This is a genomic window from Isoptericola chiayiensis, assembly GCF_013149805.1.
Taxonomy (GTDB): domain Bacteria; phylum Actinomycetota; class Actinomycetes; order Actinomycetales; family Cellulomonadaceae; genus Isoptericola; species Isoptericola chiayiensis.
Window position 1 is genome coordinate 1 of record NZ_JABEZT010000001.1, and the last position, 14,475, is coordinate 14,475.

Annotated in this window: 8 protein-coding genes and 1 rRNA gene; 1 reads left to right on the forward strand and 8 read right to left on the reverse strand. The window is 70.6% G+C overall.

The window, feature by feature from the left end; genetic code table 11:
- Positions 1 to 63 (reverse strand): 16S ribosomal RNA (locus tag HDG68_RS00005); the annotation flags it as partial.
- A 656-nt stretch (positions 64 to 719) separates the two neighbouring features.
- Between HDG68_RS00005 and HDG68_RS00010 the strand changes: the two genes are divergently transcribed.
- Positions 720 to 1,280, forward strand: a complete 561-nt coding sequence (locus tag HDG68_RS00010; RefSeq protein ID WP_172148118.1) for a GNAT family N-acetyltransferase — start codon at positions 720 to 722, stop codon at positions 1,278 to 1,280.
- A gap of 101 nt (positions 1,281 to 1,381) precedes the next feature.
- On the opposite strand, the gene HDG68_RS00015 is transcribed toward HDG68_RS00010, so the two are convergent.
- The 7 genes from HDG68_RS00015 to HDG68_RS00045 form a co-directional block, all read right to left on the reverse strand.
- Positions 1,382 to 2,383 carry a sugar phosphate isomerase/epimerase family protein gene (locus HDG68_RS00015; RefSeq protein ID WP_172148119.1) on the reverse strand — a complete coding sequence of 334 codons (1,002 nt, stop codon included), beginning with the start codon at positions 2,381 to 2,383 and terminating at the stop codon, positions 1,382 to 1,384.
- Between the two features lie 49 nt (positions 2,384 to 2,432).
- On the reverse strand, positions 2,433 to 3,047 hold the full coding sequence (locus HDG68_RS00020) for a hypothetical protein (RefSeq protein ID WP_172148120.1): 615 nt from the start codon (positions 3,045 to 3,047) through the stop codon (positions 2,433 to 2,435).
- Positions 3,048 to 3,297: 250 nt separating this feature from the next.
- A complete protein-coding gene (locus tag HDG68_RS00025; RefSeq protein ID WP_246253406.1) occupies positions 3,298 to 9,222 on the reverse strand; it encodes a ThuA domain-containing protein in 5,925 nt (1,974 codons plus the stop codon).
- Positions 9,223 to 9,367: 145 nt separating this feature from the next.
- Positions 9,368 to 10,546 (reverse strand): Gfo/Idh/MocA family protein, encoded by a 1,179-nt coding sequence (locus HDG68_RS00030; RefSeq protein ID WP_172148121.1) that lies wholly within the window; start codon positions 10,544 to 10,546, stop codon positions 9,368 to 9,370.
- A gap of 109 nt (positions 10,547 to 10,655) precedes the next feature.
- On the reverse strand, positions 10,656 to 11,726 hold the full coding sequence (locus HDG68_RS00035; RefSeq protein ID WP_172148122.1) for a substrate-binding domain-containing protein: 1,071 nt from the start codon (positions 11,724 to 11,726) through the stop codon (positions 10,656 to 10,658).
- A gap of 82 nt (positions 11,727 to 11,808) precedes the next feature.
- A complete protein-coding gene (locus tag HDG68_RS00040; RefSeq protein ID WP_172148123.1) occupies positions 11,809 to 12,840 on the reverse strand; it encodes an ABC transporter permease in 1,032 nt (343 codons plus the stop codon).
- On the reverse strand, positions 12,837 to 14,357 hold the full coding sequence (locus HDG68_RS00045) for a sugar ABC transporter ATP-binding protein (protein WP_172148124.1): 1,521 nt from the start codon (positions 14,355 to 14,357) through the stop codon (positions 12,837 to 12,839). The genes HDG68_RS00040 and HDG68_RS00045 overlap by 4 nt, the downstream gene beginning before the upstream one ends.
- Positions 14,358 to 14,475 lie beyond the last annotated feature (118 nt).

Below are 14,475 nucleotides of genomic sequence, written 5' to 3' on the forward strand. Positions count from 1 at the left end.
GACTTGCATGTGTTAAGCACGCCGCCAGCGTTCGTCCTGAGCCAGGATCAAACTCTCCGTAAAAGAGAGAAAACACCACCAACCCTCAACAGGCCAGCGATGCCATATCGATACTGGCCAGACCAAACAAACTAGCAAAAACTAGCTGTCCAATCCAGTCCAAAGGAACCAATGAAGGTTCAATAAATTGGCATTGACTATCAAGCACACTGTTGAGTTCTCAAACAACCGACGCACACCATCCAAGACCAGAACCTTCGCCCTGACCCCGTCCGGGGCAACCCTTCAACCTTACCCGAACCAACCCGCCGTGTCCAACCCGCTCTGCGAACTCTTCCGGCGACCTGCTTCACAGGCTCGGCCCCACGCTGCTCGGTCGAGAGCGCACGAAGCGACCCGACCTTTGCGGTGTGAGTTCCAGCCCCGGCGGCCGCCTCGCGGCGTCCGTTCCCTGTCGGGCTGACGTCAGAGAACATTACACGCCGCCTGCCCCGACGCCAACTCATCGTGCGGTGACCCCCACCACACCGAGGCATGTCGGTGTCATCGCAGGTGAGCGCGCCCGCCGACGACGGCGACCCCGGTCCTGCGACGTGCACACCGACGCCCGCGCCGACGCCCAGACCTCGGGTCGGTCCTGGACGCCCCGATCGAGCCGCGGCGCCGCCCCGAGGGGCCATGACACCGTCGTCACACCGTCGGGCGCTACCGTCTGTCGAGTGAGCTCCCATCCGCTGTTCGTCCGTGCGGCACGCCCGACCGAGGCTGCCGAGATCGCCTGGCTCGCCGCCCTGACGTTCCCCCTCGCGTGTCCACCGGGCACGCCGGTCGCCACGATGGCCGCCCACATCGCCCGTCACCTTTCGCCGCGGCGGGTAGCGGGCTGGATCGGCGACCCCGCGCGGGAGACGGTGGTCGCTCTCGCCGGCCCCGAGGTCGTGGGCTACGCCCTCCTGGTGCACGGGAGTCCCGACGGCGAGGCGGAGGCCGACGTGTTGCGCGAGGCCGCCGGCCCCGGCCCGTACGTCGAGCTGTCGAAGATCTACGTGCACCCCGACCGGCTCGGCGACGGCACGGCGCACGCCCTGATGACGGGTGCCCTCGAGGCCGGTGAGCGGCTCGCGCCGGAGGCGTCCCTGTGGCTGGGGACCAACGGTGCCAACCATCGGGCGCAGACCTTCTACCGCAAGCACGGGTTCGAGGTCGTCGGCGAGCGGACCTACGACGTCGGCGGCGTGCAGCACGCCGACGTGGTCATGCTCCGACAGCCGGGTCACTGAGCCCGCCCGCTGACGGGTCGAGCGTCTCTGTTCGTTCCGCATCAGGTGGTGATGCGGTACGAACAGAGACGCTCGACCCGTCTCGTCACTGCTGAAGTGGGTCAGTCCTTGGACGAGAACGCCGCGTCGAAGGCCGCGTCCGGGGCGTCGAAGGCGAGGCGACGCACGAAGGCCAGCCCTTCCGGGGCGCCCACGAGACGGTCCATGCCGGCGTCCTCCCACTCGACCGAGAGCGGGCCGTCGTACCCGATGGCGTTGAGCATCCGGAACGAGTCCTCCCAGGGCACGTCGCCGTGCCCGGTCGAGATGAAGTCCCAGCCACGGCGCGGGTCCGCCCAGGCCAGGTGCGACGAGAGGCGGCCGTTGCGACCGTTGAGACGCTTCTTCGTGTCCTTGCAGTGCGCGTGGTAGATGCGGTCCTTGAAGTCCCAGAGGAAGCCCACCGGGTCCACGTCCTGCCAGACCATGTGGCTCGGGTCCCAGTTCAGGCCGAACGACTCGCGGTGCCCGATCGCCTCGAGCGTGCGGTGCGTCGTCCAGTAGTCGTAGGCGATCTCGCTCGGGTGGACCTCGAGCGCGAAGCGGACGCCGACCTCCTCGAAGACGTCGAGGATCGGGTTCCAGCGGTCTGCGAAGTCCTGGTAGCCGGCCTCGACCATGTCGGCCGGTACCGGCGGGAACATGGCGACGGTCTTCCAGATGGACGAGCCGGTGAACCCGACGACGGTGCGCACCCCGAGCTTCGCGGCCATCCGGGCGGTGTCCTTCATCGCCTCGGCCGCCCGTCGCCGGACGCCCTCCGGGTCGCCGTCGCCCCAGACGTGCGGCGACAGGATCTCCTCGTGCCGCCGGTCGATCGGGTCGTCGCAGACCGCCTGGCCGGTCAGGTGGTTGGAGATCGCGACGATCCGCAGGCCGTGCCGGGCCATGAGGTCCTTGCGGCCCTGGACGTACTCGGCGTCGTCCCACCGGGTCACGTCGAGGTGGTCGCCCCAGCAGCACAGCTCGAGGCCGTCGTAGCCCCATCCGGAGGCGAGCTCTGCGAGCTCCTCCAGCGGCATGTCCGCCCACTGGCCGGTGAAGAGACTGATCGGTCGTGTCATGGTCTTTCCTCTCGTTGTTCCTGGTCCCGGCCGTGCCGAGCCGTGGCTCTCAACTGCGCCGCCGCCGCACCACGACGGCCCCGAGGACGCCGGCCACCACGAGGGCACCCAGCGTCCACACGCTCCAGGCCGGCAGTCCGTCCGGGCCCGACGACGCCGCGGCGGCCTGCTCGGCGTCGCTCCCCGCGGCCGGGGCGTCGTCCGTCTGCCCGGTGCTGTCCTCTCCCCCGGCGTCCGCGCCGGTCGCGACCTCCGACTCCTCGGGCGAGGGCGCCTCGGGCGGAGCCACCACATCGATCTCGGTGGTCACCTTGGTCTTCTGCGGTTCCTTCACCCGTGCGGTGACCGTCCAGTGTCCAGCCTCGAGCAGCTCGGCGTCCGAGCGGTACCAGCCGACGCCCTCGGACGCCGACGCCAGCGTCACCGGACCGACCTCCTCGCCGTCGTCAGAGACGGCCCGCACGACGACCATCGCGGACTCCTCGACAGGATGCCCGTCCCCCGCCCAGACCAGCGACGCCGAGACGCCGCCGCTGCCGTCCGTGCCGATCTCGACGTCGATCTCGCCGCCGTGGGCGACCGCCGGTCCGGCGACAGCCACCGGCCCGGCGGCCAGTCCGAGCGCGAGCGCCACTCCGGCGCCTGCTCGTCCGAACCTTCTCATCGTGCTGCCTCCTCGTGGTGTGGGTGGGACCGGTGGCCCCGGGCCCTCGGCACGGGGCCGGAGCGCACCCGCCCCGTGCCGAGGGTGGCCGACCGGAGTCGGCCGATGCCGGCGGCGCACCCGCCGCACCCCCACCGAACACCCTGGGCCGGGGTCGTCGGCGGGGGCTCGATGCGGCCGGGCGCGACGCCGGCGGTCTGGCGAGGGGTGTGCGCCGGGGATCAGGGCCACCGGCGCACACCCCGGTCCGTCAGTCGCACACCTCCTCGACGGTGGCGATCAGCCGCGCCTTGCCCGAGGGGCTCAGCGTCCAGTCGCCGGTCACCGTGAGGTCGGTGCGGGGCGACGGCGAGGCGATCACCCGGTAGTCGCCGGGGGCGAGGTCGTCGAGCTCCTTGACCTTGCCGTCCGCCGAACCGTCGACCCACCGGTGCACGGTGTAGCTGCGCACCCCCGGCAGCGTCACCGGCGAGATCGACCCGCCGGCGTCGCAGGTGGCCGCCTCGACGGCCACGTCCGGGGTGTTCGGGTCGGGGCACTCCGGCTCCTCGAGCGTCACGACGAGCACCGCGAGCCCGTTGTCCCGGACCCTCCAGTCGCCGTCACCGACGAGGAAGTAGCCGTCCGCCGGGCGGGCCGCGATGCGGTACTCCCCCGGCGAGAGGTCTTCCAGGTCGGTCAGCCGGTCGCCGGCGGACCCGTCGACCAGCTCCCGCACCACGTAGGAGCGCACCCCCGGCACGTCGGCCAGGACGAGCGAGCCCCCGGTCACGACCTCGGAGTCGTCCGCGTCGTAGGTGCACGTCGGCTGGACGACCTCGACCGCCGGGGCGGCAGGGCAGTCCGGCTCGGACAGGGTCACCGTGGTCTGGACGCGTCCCTGGAAGATCTCCGTCCAGCCCTCGCCGGCCACGAGCTCGTAGCCGTCGGCCGGCCAGGCCCGCACCACGTAGTCACCCGGCGGCAGGTCCGACCCGTCGCCGATGTAGGTGCCGAGGTCGTCGGCCGCCCACACCACGTAGCGCTGCACGCCGTCCATGGACACCCCGGAGACCGCACCGTTCGACACGACGGTGGAGCCGTCGTCGTCCAGCGAGCAGGTCGGCTGGGTGAGCTCGACGGCGGGAGTGGCCTCCGCGACGTCGGGCTCGGCGATCGTGAACTCGAGCGTCTCGCCCGTGGCCTCCTCGCCGTCGGCCGAGGCCCGCACCTGGACGGTGTGGGCGCCGGGCTCCGAGATCTCCACCGGTGCGGTGTATTCCGCCCAGCCACCGCCGTCGACGTCGACCTCCCGGTACACCTGAGCACCCTCAGGTCCACCGGTGGTCTCCACCGTGACGGTCACCGGACCGAGCCACTGACCGTCGGGGCCGTCAGGCTCGGCGGGGTCGAGCGTCCCGACCACCTCGAGCGGCTCGGCGGTGCCGGCCACCCGGAAGTGGTCGAAGGACGCCGTGGCCACCGACTGCTGCGAGGCGCCCAGGGCGTACAGGCCCACCCGGGCGTCCTCCAGCCCCTCGTGGGCGACGGACTGCCCGAAGGACGTCCAGTCCTCGCCGTCCGCGCTGTACTCGCCGGAGTACGTGGACCCGTCCTTGGTCAGGCGCAGGTGCCAGACGCTCTCGGTGAGCTCGTTCGCGTTGGGCTGCGGGTCCTGGACGACGGCGTCGACCTCGCTGCGCAACTCGATCCGCCGCGTGACGGGGTCGCCCGCCGCGTTGTCGGTGACGAGGTCGAGCTTGACGTAGTTGTCGTCGTCGCCGTAGACGATCAGACCGCCCTGCTGGTACTGCTGGTCGAACGTCGAGCCGTCGACCAGGGTCTCCACGGTCCAGTCACCGTCCGGCAGGTCCTGCACGACGATGTTCGGCGTGCCGGTGTTGTCGCCGGTGTAGATGTCCGTGGCCGTGGTGTCGATCTCCAGCGCGCCACCGGTCACCCGGTAGCCCGTCGGGTCCTCGCGCACCACGTCCCAGCGGCAGGCGTCCAGAGAGTCCCCGTCGAACTCGTCGTCGGGCCCGGGGGCCTCGGCGGTGTCGTCCGGCGTGATCTGGAACCAGTCGAACTGCGCGTCCACCACGTCCGCCGCCGAACCGGCGCCCGCGAGCGCCACGAGTCCGATCTGCGGGTCGTCGATACCGGTCAGCGACTTCGTCTGCGGCATGGCCGTGAAGTCCACGCCGTCGTCCGAGTACGACGCCGTCAGGTCGTCGCCGTCGCTGCTGGCCAGACGCACGTACACCGTGTCGGGGTACGCCGCGCCGAGTGCCGCGGTGTTGGAGTCCCCGACCTCGTTCGGTGCACCTGCCTCCTCACGGATGTACTGGAAGATGCGCGTCGCCGGGTCGGCCGGTGCCGACCGGCCCTGCACCACCATCTTCGCGTAGTTGTCCGCGTCGCCGTAGATCACCAGGCCGGCCTGCTGGTACTGCGCGTAGGCCGGGATGGTCACCTTGGCGGTCGCCGTGAACGGACCGTCCGGGAGGTCCTGCAGGACGACGTTCGGCACGGTGACGTTGTTCGTTCCGTAGAAGTCCGTGGCCGTCGCCGGGATCGTGAGGACCCCGTCGGCGACCTGCAGGTCCTGGTTGCGGTCGAGCACGGTCCACCGCTCCGGGTCGAGCTCGGAGCCGAGGAAGTCGTCCGACCGGCCGGACAGGCACGGTGTCGGCTCCGGCGTCGTGCCGGTGACCTCCACCTCGACGTACTCGACGGCGTAGGCACCGCCGTCGTCCGTCACGCGCACCTGGAGCCGGTACGTGCCCGGCGCGTCGTAGGTGTGCTCGAGCGTGGGCTCGCCACCCTCGACGAACCCGTCGCCGAGACCCACGTCCCAGGCGTAGGACAGCTCGCCGGACCCGTCGGGGTCGGTGGCGTCGGCGGTCGCGGTCACGGTCAGCGGGGCGTCGCCCGAGACCGGGTCGACCGTCAGCTCGACCTCCGGCCGCTCGTTGTCCGTGACACCGCGCCCGTCGATCTCCATCCAGTTGACGTTGATCCCACCGGACAGCAGCACGAAGTGCAGCGATCCGGAACCGCCGGGCACGTTCGACAGCTCGGTGCCGACGTCGACGTACTGCTGCCAGCCGCCGGTGCCGGGCACGGTGATGCTGCCGATCTCGGGACCGTCGGGGGCGTCCCAGCGCACCGAGACCTCCCCGCCGCTCCCGGACGACGCCGCGCGCAGCGAGATCCCGTCCACGTTGGTCAGGCTGACGGGCTCGTGGGCCCAGTAGTCACCGGGCTCGATGTAGCCGATGTTCTGGCCGCCGCCGGCGGTGTCGCCCGTCTCCTCGATCTGGACGCCCGGGTCCCCCGCACCGTCACCGATGCCGTCCGCACGACCGGTGGCCGTGAAGAACTCCGACTGGACCAGCTTGGGCTGGAGCACCTGCAGGTCGGTGGTGGTCAGCGGAGCGCCGGCGTCACCGCCGTCGTCCGTGTAGAACGCCTCGATCACCCAGAAGATGTTCGACTCGATGCCGTGACCCTCGTCCCGGGCGGTCTGGATGACCCCCGAGCAGCCGGTCAGCTCGTCGAACGGGTGCGCGTGCGAGTCGTGCCCGAGCGACGTGAACAGCGAGACGTCTTCACAGCTCACCTCGCCGTCCGGGTCGTCCACCTCGATCTCGTAGAGGACCTGGTCGCCCCACTCGAAGAAGCCACCGTTCTCCGGGAAGGTGATGCTCACCTCCGGAGCCACGTTGCCGACCACGACGGTCACGTTCGCGACACCGGTCTGCCCGGAGGCGTCGGTGGCCGTGAGCTGGGCGGTGTAGCGCCCGTTCTCGGTGTACGTGTGGGTCGGGTTCGCCTCGGTGCTCGGCTCCGATCCGTCACCGAAGGTCCACTGCAGGGTGATCGGGTCGCCGGCAGGGTGCCGGGTGCCCTCGGAGGAGAACTGCACCGTCAGCGGTGCCAGGCCGTCCGTGACGTCCGCGGACGCACGGGCGATCGGCGCCGGGTCACCCTCGACGTAGTTCACCTGGTAGACGCCCGAGCTGTCGTTGTTGCCGCCGAACCCGGAACCCCAGTCGACGACGTACAGCGCGCCGTCCGGGCCGAAGTCGAAGTCCATCGGCCGGTCGAACCCGACGCTCGGGTCGAAGACGCCCGGCAGGATCCGGTTGATGTCCACCAGGTCGTCGCGCTGCTCGCCCGCGAGCTGGAACGAGTACATCCGTCCCTGGTTCCACTCGCCGAAGAGCGCCTTGCCCTCCCAGTACTGGGGCCACTTGACGTCGGAGTCGAGCTCGGCGTCGTAGGAGTAGACCGGGCCACCCATCGGCGCACCGCCGCCACCGATCTCCGGGAACAGCGGGTTGGTCGAGTAGCCGTACCAGACCTCGGCCTCGATCGCCGGCGGGAGCTGGGTGATCCCCGTGTTGTGCGGGGAGTCGTTGACGGGGCCGCCGTCGCAGTCGAACTCGGCACCGGACTGACCGGTCGCGAAGTCGTACGCGTGGTAGGCGTTGTTGGCCCCCGTGCAGTACGGCCAGCCGTAGAAGCCGGTCTCGCTCACGACGTTCCACTCGACGGTCCCGGCCGGGCCGCGGTCCGGGTTCGCCGAGCCGGCGTCCGGGCCGTAGTCCGCGACGAGCACGTTGTCGTTCGCCGGGTCGACCCCGATGCGGAACGGGTTGCGGAAGCCCATCGCGTAGATCTCCGGCAACGTGTCCGCCGTGCCCGGGGCGAACATGTTGCCCTCCGGGATCGTGTAGCCGCCCTCGTCCTGCGGGGTGATCCGCAGGATCTTGCCGCGCAGGTCGTTGCTGTTGGCCGAGGTGCGCTGGGAGTCGAAGTTCTCACGTCCGTCGCGCTCGTCGAGGGGCGAGTAGCCCTGCGACTCGAACGGGTTGGTGTTGTCGCCCGTGGCGACGAAGAGGTTGCCCTCGGAGTCGAACACCATGTCCCCGCCGGCGTGGCAGCAGGTCTGCCGCTGCGTCGGGATGACCAGCACGGTCTCCTCCGTGGCCGGGTCGATGCTGCCCGACGCCGCGTCGTAGTCGAACCGCGAGACGCGGTTGTGAGGGCCGTCGTCACCGACGTCCTGCGGGGACCAGAACAGGTAGATCCACCCGTTGGACGCGAAGTCGGGGTCCAGCACGACGCCGGTCAGCCCGTCCTCGTTCGACTGGGTGACCGACAGGGTCATCGCGGTGCTGGTGGTGTTCGACTCCGGGTCGATCACCTGCACGCGCCCGTCGCGCTCGACGTAGAAGACGGTGCCGTCGTCGGCGACGTCCAGCATCATCGGGTTGGCGGTGTCCTCGTCGAGGGGCACGGTCTCGTAGCTGTCGCTCTGCGTCGCCGAGCAGTCGGAGTCCACGACCCCGGCCGCCGTCTGCAGACCGCCCAGCAGGTGCTCGAGGAACTCCGGCTCGGCGAACGACTCGTTCGTGTGACCGCCGCCGGTGTACCAGGACCGGCCGCCGTCGTACGGCTGGCACCACGCGATCGGGTGCTCGGCACCCATCGCACCGGTACCGGCGTCGTACGTGGACTCGTCCAGCGAGGCCAGCACGTGCACCTCGTCGGTCGGGTCGGAGCGGAAGTTGTACCACTCGTCGAACCGCTCCCACCGCTGCGGCAGGTGCTCGGTCGACGGGTGCACGTGGTCGTGCACGTCGATCGTCGCGTCCTGGTTCTGCGGGTGGGAGTTGAAGTACGCGCCGACCAGCTCGCCGTACCACGGCCAGTCGTACTCGGTGTCGGACGCCGCGTGGATGCCGGCGTACCCGCCACCGTCCTGGATGTAGCGTTCGAACGCCGCCTGCTGGTCGTCGTCGAGCACGTCACCCGTGGTCGAGAGCCAGGCCACGACGTCGTAGTTCGCGAGGTTCTCGTCGGTGAATGCATCGGCGTCCTCCGTGGCGTCCACCGAGAAGCCGTGCTCCGTGCCCAGCTGCTCGATCGCCGCGATCCCCGCGGGGATCGAACCGTGCCGGAAGCCGGCCGTCTTGGAGAACACGAGCACGTCGAACGGGTCGGACACGTCCGGCGCCGCGGCGAGCGGCCCGGACGGAGCGGCAGGTGCTGCCGCGGCGGCCGGCGTCGCGCCGGCGATGGTGATGGGAGCGGCCACCGCGAGCGCGACGGCGACGGCGACGAGCCGTCCCCCCGCGCGCGGTGCTCCCCAGAGCCTTCTGGTCACCAAGATCTCCTTCGTCGTCATCGTCGAACGGTCTTGCTGCGCTCCGGGATCACCGTGCGTCGGCCCTGACGCCCACGGTCACCGGTCCTGCTCCATCCGCGCCCCGGCGCGGGGCGCGCGCCCTCCTCTCGTCGATGCCTCGTGCTGTCCCGCCACGGCGGGCGAGTCAGGTCAGGTCGATCCAGCGGTGCTTGTCCGACGCGCTGCGCTCGACCGCGTCGAGCACGCGCTGGACGGCGAGCCCGTCGGCGAACGACGGCGTGGGCTGGTCGCCCGCCGCGAGCGCGCCGACGAGGTCGACCACCTGGTGGGTGAACGCGTGCTCGTAGCCCAGCCCGTGCCCGGCCGGCCACCACGCCTCGATGTAGCGGTGCTCGGGCTCGGTGACCACGATGCGACGGAAGCCCGCCGTCTCGGCCGGCTCGGCCGCGTCGAAGAAGTGCAGGACGTTCATGTCCTCGAAGTCGAACGCGAGCGACCCCGCCGACCCGTTGATCTCGATGCGGATCGCGTTCTTGCGGCCCTGGGCGTACCGCGTGGCCTCGTAGCTCGCCAGCGCCCCGCCCGACATGCGGCCGAAGAACACGGCGGCGTCGTCGACGCTGACGGGTCCGGTCTCGGTGCCCCCCGAGCCGGACAGGCCGGAGAACTCGGTGGCGACCGGGCGTTCGCGCACGAACGTCTCGAGCATCCCGGACACGCCCGTGAGGCGCTCGCCGGTGATGAACTGGGTGAGGTCGACGACGTGGGCGCCGATGTCCCCCAGGGCGCCGGAGCCGGCCTTGTCCTTGTCGAGGCGCCAGTTCAGCGGCGTCGACGGGTCCGAGAGCCAGTCCTGCAGGTACTGGGCGCGCACGTGCCGGACCTGGCCGATGCGGCCGTCGGCGACCAGCTGGCGCGCGAGCTGGATCGCGGGGACCCGGCGGTAGGTGAAGCCGACCATCGCCCGCACGCCGCGCGCGGCGGCCCGGTCGGCGGCGGCGACCATCTGCTCGGCCTCGGCGACCGAGTTGGCCAGCGGCTTCTCGCACAGGACGTGCTTGCCGGCGTCGAGCGCGGCGACCGCGATCTCGGCGTGCGTGTTGCCCGGCGTGCAGACGTCGATCACGTCGACGTCGTCCCGGGTGAGCAGCGTGCGCCAGTCGGTCGTCGACTCCTGCCAGCCGAGGCGGTCGGCGGCGGCGGCCACGCCGTCGGCCGATCGACCTGCCACCACCCGCATGTCGACGGCGAGCGGCAGGTCGAAGAAGCGGGGGGCGGTACGCCACGCCTGGGAGTGGGCGGCGCCCATGAACGAGTAGCCGACCATGCCGACGCCGAGTCGCGCGCGATCTGCTGCAGCCATTGGGGTGTCCTTTCGTTCCTCGTGCGGCCCGGGTCACCGCGCGAGGGCGGACGAGGCCGCGGCGGCGGGGCGCGGAGACGCCCCGCCGCCGTGGGTGTGTGACCGAAGGTCAGGAGCGGAAGCCGATGTCCATGAACTGGTCGACGTTGTCCGCGGTGACCACCGGCGCGTAGAGCTGGACGGTGCGCGGCACCGTCGACGACGCCAGGTCGCCCAGGTTCTTCTCCTGCGCGATCAGGCGGGCCAGCTTGATGCCGTCGGCCGCCTGCGTGGACGGGTAGACGACCGTGGCCTCCAGCACGGTGTCGCCGGACTGGATGTGCTCCATCACGTCGAGCGAACCGGCGCCGCCGACCATGAAGAACTCGTCTCGGCCGGCGTTCTCGATCGCCTGCAGCACGCCGACGCCCTGGTCGTCGTCGTGGTTCCAGATGGCGTCGATCTCCGGGGCCGCCTGGAGAAGGTTCGCCGTCACCTGCTCACCGCTCTGCACGGTGAACTCGGCGGCGACCTGGTTGTCGACGTCGAGACCGCAGTCGGCCAGCGCGTCCTCGAAGCCCTGCGAGCGGTCCTGCGTCAGCGGCAGCGAGGCGATGCCCTGGATCTCCGCGACGACGGCGTCGGGCTGGTCGCCGAGCTGCTCGCAGATGTAGGTCCCGGCGCTGACGCCCATGCCGTAGTTGTCGCCGAGCACCGTGCTGCGCGCGGCGAACGGGCTGGAGAACTCCCGGTCGACGTTGACGACCGGGATCCCGGCCTCCATGGCCTCGGTGGCGACGTCCGTGAGCGCGGCGCCGTCGAACGGCAGCAGCACGATGGCGTCGACGCCGTCGGCGATGAACGTCTCGATCTGGCTGATCTGGACGTTGACGTCGTTGGTGCCCTCCGCGACGCGGAGCTCGACGTCCTCGTAGTCGGCCGCGGCGTCCTCGGCCGCGCTGGTGATGGCACCCATCCAGCCGTGGTCGGCCGCCGGGGCGGAGAAGCCGATGGTGACGGTCTCCCCGGGCTCGTCGTTCATGGTGCCGCCGGAGCCCTCCTCCGAGCTCATCTCCTCGGAGTCGCTGCCCTCCTCCTCGGCGGGTTCGTTGCTGACGCAGCCGGCCAGCAGGGCGGCCGACGCGGCCAGGGCGAGTGGTGCCGCGATCAGGCGACGGCGGCGGGTGGTGCGTGCGGACATGATCTTCCTCGATTCGGTCCGGTGTGCGGGTACTTGCAGGGATGGGTCGGGGGTCGGCGGACAGGGTCGGGTGACGGCTCGATCAGCTCGTGGAGCGTCGGGCGAACCGCTGCTGGAGCAGCACGGCGGCGACGATGATCGCGCCACGGGCGATCTGCTGCACCGAGCTGTCGATGTTGTTGATGATGAAGACGTTGGTGAGCGTCGCGAAGATGAGGACGCCGATGACGGTGCCGACGATCGTGCCGCGACCACCGACGAGCAGGGTGCCACCGACGACGACCGCGGCGATCACGTCGAGCTCGAGGAGCAGTCCGTTGGTGGACGACCCGGCTCCGGTGCGGGCGAGCAGCATGACGCCGGCGACACCTGCCGTGAGGCCGGCCAGGCCGTAGACGTACAGCAGGTGGCGCTTGACGTTGATGCCGGCGAGGCGTGCGGCCTCGGCGTTGCCGCCGACGGCGACCGTGCGGCGTCCGAAGGTGGTCCGGTTGAGCAGGAACCAGCCCGCGACCGCGACGATCGCGAAGATCCACACGATCTTCGGGACACCGAGCAGGTCGCCCTGGAACGTCGACTCGAACGAGCTCTGGTTGACGATCTGCGTGCGGCGGTTCGCGATCAGCTCGGCCAGCCCACGGGCCGCCACCAGCATGGAGAGCGTCGCGATGAACGCGACGACATTGCCGTAGGCGATGATCACGCCGTTGATGAGCCCGGCGGCGAGTCCCACCAGGAGGGCGCAGCCGACCATCACGATCCAGCCGTACTGGTCCGCCATGGTCTGCGTGGCCAGGGTCGACGCCCAGACCGTCGTCAGGCCGAGCACGGAGCCGACCGAGAGGTCGATGCCGCCGGTGGTGATGACGAACGTCATCCCGATGGCGATGACCCCCGTCACCGAGGCCAGGCTCAGGACGATCATGAGGTTCTGCACGCTGGCGAAGCGATCCCCGCCGGTGAGGAACCCGACCAGGCACAGCAGGAGCAGGGCGGCGACGAGGCCGAGGTTGCGGACGGTCGCTCCCGAGAGTCCCAGCCGTGAACGGGAGCTCTCCCGGTGCTTCGTCGGGTTGTCTGCCGCCGGACTCGACGGCGTCTGCTGCTCGCTCACGCGGCACTTCCTTCCATGACCATATCGAGCACCTGGTGCTCGTCGATCGACTCGGCGGGCCCGGAGTGCACGACCTGTCCGTCGGAGATCACGAGGACACGATCGGCCAGGCCCAGGACTTCGGGGATCTCGCTGGAGACGACCAACACGGCGGTACCGGCGTCGGCCAGACGTCGCACCAGGTCGTAGATCTCGGACCGCGCGCCGACGTCGACGCCGCGCGTCGGCTCGTCGAGCAGCAGCACCTCGCACCCGTGCACGAGCCACCGTGCGAGCATCGCCTTCTGCTGGTTGCCGCCGGAGAGGGTGCGGATCGCACGATCGACGCCTGCGGGCCGCAGGTCGAGGGCTGCGGCCTGCTCGGTGGCGGCAGCCTTCTCGGCGCGCTCGTCGAGCCAGCCACCGCGGGCGATCCGCGCGAACGACGACAGCGTGACGTTGCGGTAGACCGGCTCGTCGAGCAGCAGCCCCTGGCTCTTGCGCTCTTCCGGGGCGAGGCCGATGTCGGCAGCCACGGCGGCACCGACCGAGCCGCGCCGCAGCGACTTCCCGTCGAGCTGCACGCGTCCGTGCGTCGCCCGGCGCGCACCGTAGATGGTCTCGAGGATCTCGGAGCGCCCCGACCCGACCAGGCCGGCCAGCCCGACGATCTCGCCGGCGCGGATCGAGAGCGACACGTCAGAGAAGACCCCGCTCAGGGAGAGGTCCGTGACCTCGAGCCGCACCGGGGCGTCCTGCGGGACGCCGGGGCGCTCGGGGAAGGCGTACTCGACGTTCTTGCCGGTCATCAGCTTGATGAGCTCGTCCGTGGGCGTGTCGGCCACATCGAGGTTGCGGCCCACCGTGACACCGTCCTTGAGGACCGTGATCCGGTCGCCGATCCGGCGGATCTCCTCGAGCCGGTGGGAGATGTAGACGATCGCGACGCCCTGGGACGTGAGCTCGTCGACGACCCGGAAGAGGTTGTCCACCTCGCCGGAGTCGAGCACGGCCGAGGGTTCGTCCATGACGATCACGCGGGCGTCTCGCGAGAGGGCTCGCGCCATCGACACGATCTGCTTCCCTGCGGCCGACAGCTCGCCGACCTCCCGGTGGGGCGGGATCTCGGGGTGGCCGAGGCGGGCCATCAGCTCCCGGGTGCGGGAGGCCACCGTCCGACGCTGGGTGAACCCGGCGCTGGCGAGCTCGTGGCCCAGGTAGATGTTCTCCGCGACCGTCAGCCCGTCGACGACGTCGAGCTCCTGGTACATGGTGGCGACGCCGTGCTCCAGCGCCGCCACGGGGTGGGAGATCTGGATCTCCTGCCCGTCCATGAGGATGGTGCCGGCCGTGGGCTGGTGGGCGCCGGCGAGCACCTTGATGAGCGTGGACTTGCCGGCTCCGTTCTGACCGAGGAGGCAGTGCACCTCACCGGGGAGCACGTCGAGGTCGACGCCGTCGAGCGCCTTGGCGCCCGGGAAGTGTTTGACGATCCCTTGCATCTGCAGCAGCGGTGCCGCGGGGTCTTCGGTGACCATGCGGCGACTCTAGACACACCTTCTGTTCATCGTCAATCATAAGTTCCGCGACTTTAGGATCGTTACCTCCCCGTGATACACACCGAGGGACGAAAGCGTGCGAAGAAGGGAGGCGTGG

Excerpts from the sequence above, each read along its gene's own strand:
- HDG68_RS00015 (WP_172148119.1), bottom strand. The coding sequence starts at position 2,383 with ATGACACGACCGATCAGTCTCTTCACCGGCCAGTGGGCGGACATGCCG.
- HDG68_RS00020 (WP_172148120.1), bottom strand. The coding sequence starts at position 3,047 with ATGAGAAGGTTCGGACGAGCAGGCGCCGGAGTGGCGCTCGCGCTCGGA.
- HDG68_RS00025 (WP_246253406.1), bottom strand. The coding sequence starts at position 9,222 with ATGACGACGAAGGAGATCTTGGTGACCAGAAGGCTCTGGGGAGCACCG.
- HDG68_RS00030 (WP_172148121.1), bottom strand. The coding sequence starts at position 10,546 with ATGGCTGCAGCAGATCGCGCGCGACTCGGCGTCGGCATGGTCGGCTAC.
- HDG68_RS00035 (WP_172148122.1), bottom strand. The coding sequence starts at position 11,726 with ATGTCCGCACGCACCACCCGCCGCCGTCGCCTGATCGCGGCACCACTC.
- HDG68_RS00045 (WP_172148124.1), bottom strand. The coding sequence starts at position 14,357 with ATGGTCACCGAAGACCCCGCGGCACCGCTGCTGCAGATGCAAGGGATC.